The following is a 2,549-nucleotide window of genomic DNA, read 5'->3' as shown; positions in this document are numbered from 1 at the left end:
ACAGCACCACCGGCGCCTCCCCCAGCCCGTAGCGGTCGCGCACCGCCGAGCCGTCCACGTCCGGGTGGAACACGTCGGGGTCCACCCCGGGGGCGAGCCGGACCAGCTTGCCGAGGTCGCGCGGGTCCAGGGCGCGCGCCACCTGCGCCCGGGTGAAGCCGCCCAGGTAGGTGAGCACGTCGACGCCGCGGCCGATCCGGCGCAGCAGCGCGCGGGAGCCGGGCAGCAGCGCCCACCACACCTCGTGCCCGTGCGTGAGGGCCACGATCCGCCGCGCCCCCGCCGCGCGCAGCCGCCGCGCCGCCAGCCCCAGCGGCGCGGCCGCCCCGAACAGCACCCGGTCGCAGGAGTGCTCCCGCAGCAGCGCGGCGGCCCGGGCGGCCACCCGGGGCGTGGGCAGCAGCACGCCGCTGCGGTCGCGCACCACCGGGAAGTCCAGTCCCGCGTCGAAGTCCCGGCCGCCCGGCGTGGCGGAGGTGTAGACGACCACGCCGCCGTGGCGGGCCAGGCGGACCGCCAGCTCGTGGCAGAAGGTCTCGATCCCGCCGCGGCGCGGCGGGAAGTCGTTGGTCACCAGCAGTGTCCGTCCCGGCATCGGCCTGCTCCCCCGTCCCTCGTCGCTTCCGTCCAGCACATCCTCGCCCCCCGCCGGAATCCTTCCGGTGTTTTCGGGAAACACCGTGAGTGTCGTCCGGGGCGGCACCCCGTTTCCGTGCGCCCTCCGGTCGACCGTGCACAGCGACCGGCCCTGCTTGGCGCCCCTGCGCGCCGCGACGCGATAGGAGAGCCATGACCCGGAACTGGTGGCACGACGCGGTCATCTACCAGGTCTATCCGCGCAGCTTCGCCGACTCCGACGGCGACGGCCTCGGCGACCTGCCCGGACTCGTCCAGCGCCTGCACCACCTGGTGGAGCTGGGGGTGGACGCGCTGTGGCTCTCCCCGTTCTACCCCTCGCCGCTGGCCGACGGCGGCTACGACGTCGCCGACTTCCGGCGGGTGGACCCGCGCCTGGGCACCCTGGACGACTTCGACGCCCTGGTGGCCGCCGCGCACCGGGCGGGCCTGCGCGTCATCGTGGACATCGTCCCCAACCACACCTCCGACCGGCACGAGTGGTTCCGGCAGGCGCTGGCCGCCCCGCCCGGCTCGCCGGAGCGCAACCGCTACGTCTTCCGCGACGGGCTCGGCCCGGACGGCTCGCGGCCGCCCAGCAACTGGCAGTCGATGTTCGGCGGCCCCGCCTGGACCCGGGTCGCCGACGGCCAGTGGTACCTGCACCTGTTCGCCCGCGAGCAGCCCGACCTGAACTGGTTCGACCCCCAGGTGCGCGCCGAGTTCCGCGACATCCTGCGCTTCTGGTGCCGCCGCGGCGTGGACGGGTTCCGCGTCGACGTGGCCAACGCGCTGGTCAAGGACCTGTCCGAGCCGCTGCGCGAGGTGCTGCCGCACGACGACCCCAGCGGGGTGGACCCCTTCACCACCAACCCCGACCACCCGCACTGGGACCGGCCCGAGGTCCACGAGATCTACCGGGAGTGGCGGCGGGTCCTCGACGAGTTCGACCCGCCGCGGATGGCGGTGGCCGAGGCGTGGCTGCCCAGCGAGCGGCTGGTCCGCTACCTGCGCCCCGACGAGCTGCACCAGGCGTTCAACTTCGGCTTCCTGCGCTGCCCGTGGGACGCCGCCGCCTACCGCCGGGTCGTCTCGGCCAGCCTCGCCGATGCCGCGGCCGTGGGCTCCCGGGCGACCTGGGTGCTGTCCAACCACGACGTGGTGCGCCCCGTGTCGGTGCTGGGCCTGCCCCCGGGCACCGACCTGGACGCCTGGCTGCTCAGCGACGGCAGCGACCCCAAGGCCGACCTGGCCCTGGGGCGGCGGCGGGCCCGCGCGGCGGCGCTGCTGGAGCTGGCGCTGCCCGGCTCGGCCTACCTCTACCAGGGCGAGGAGCTGGGCCTGCCCGAGGTCGCGGACCTGCCCGCCGAGGTGTTGCAGGACCCCACCTGGGAGCGGAGCGGACACACCGCCAAGGGCCGCGACGGCTGCCGGGTGCCGATCCCCTGGGAGCGGACCGGGCCGTCCTTCGGCTTCGGTCCGGCGCCGGGCTGGCTGCCGCAGCCCGACGACTGGGGCGAGCTGTCGGTGCGGGCCCAGGCGGAGGACCCCGGCTCGTTCCTGGCGCTGTACCGCAGGGCGCTGCGGCTGCGCCGCGGCTTCCGGTCCGACCCCCGCTTCTGCTGGGACGAGCGGTTCGACGGCGGCGACGTGCTGGCCTTCCGGCGCGGCGCGGACCTGCTGGTCGTGGTCAACACCGGGGCCGCTCCGGCGGCGCTGCCGCCCGGGGAGGTGCTGCTGGCCAGCGCGGAGCTGGAGGCGGGCGTCCTGCCGGGCAACACGGCGGTGTGGCTGCGGGCCGCGGACTGACCGGCCGTGCGGGCGGCGGGGGCGGCGTGTTCGGGGGTCTCCGCGGTGCGGCGGGGGGCGGTGGGGCCCCGGACCCCGGTCTTTACGTTGTAGATTCATGATTGGGGCCCATCCCCTCCGGCGGC

The 2,549-nt window shown here is 76.0% G+C and carries 2 protein-coding genes; one reads left to right on the top strand and one right to left on the bottom strand.

Annotated elements, in window-relative coordinates; translation table 11 throughout:
• A partial coding sequence (locus AC529_RS14115; RefSeq protein ID WP_232306734.1) for a glycosyltransferase occupies positions 1-595 on the bottom strand: 595 nt, incomplete at its 3' end.
• Positions 596-789: 194 nt separating this feature from the next.
• On the opposite strand from AC529_RS14115, the gene AC529_RS14110 reads away from it, so the two are divergent.
• The gene (locus AC529_RS14110; protein ID WP_068757434.1) at positions 790-2,424 is read left to right on the top strand and encodes a glycoside hydrolase family 13 protein; all 1,635 of its coding nucleotides are present in this window, start codon (positions 790-792) and stop codon (positions 2,422-2,424) included.
• The last annotated feature ends 125 nt before the right edge of the window (positions 2,425-2,549 follow it).

The organism is Thermobifida cellulosilytica TB100, from assembly GCF_001517975.1.
In the GTDB taxonomy this organism is placed as follows: domain Bacteria; phylum Actinomycetota; class Actinomycetes; order Streptosporangiales; family Streptosporangiaceae; genus Thermobifida; species Thermobifida cellulosilytica.
Note: the sequence above shows the minus strand (reverse complement) of the source record. Positions and strands in the feature narration are given on the sequence as shown.

What these genes read in the sequence shown, in the direction of transcription:
- AC529_RS14110 (WP_068757434.1), top strand. Translation starts at nt 790, where the DNA reads ATGACCCGGAACTGGTGGCACGACGCGGTCATCTACCAGGTCTATCCG.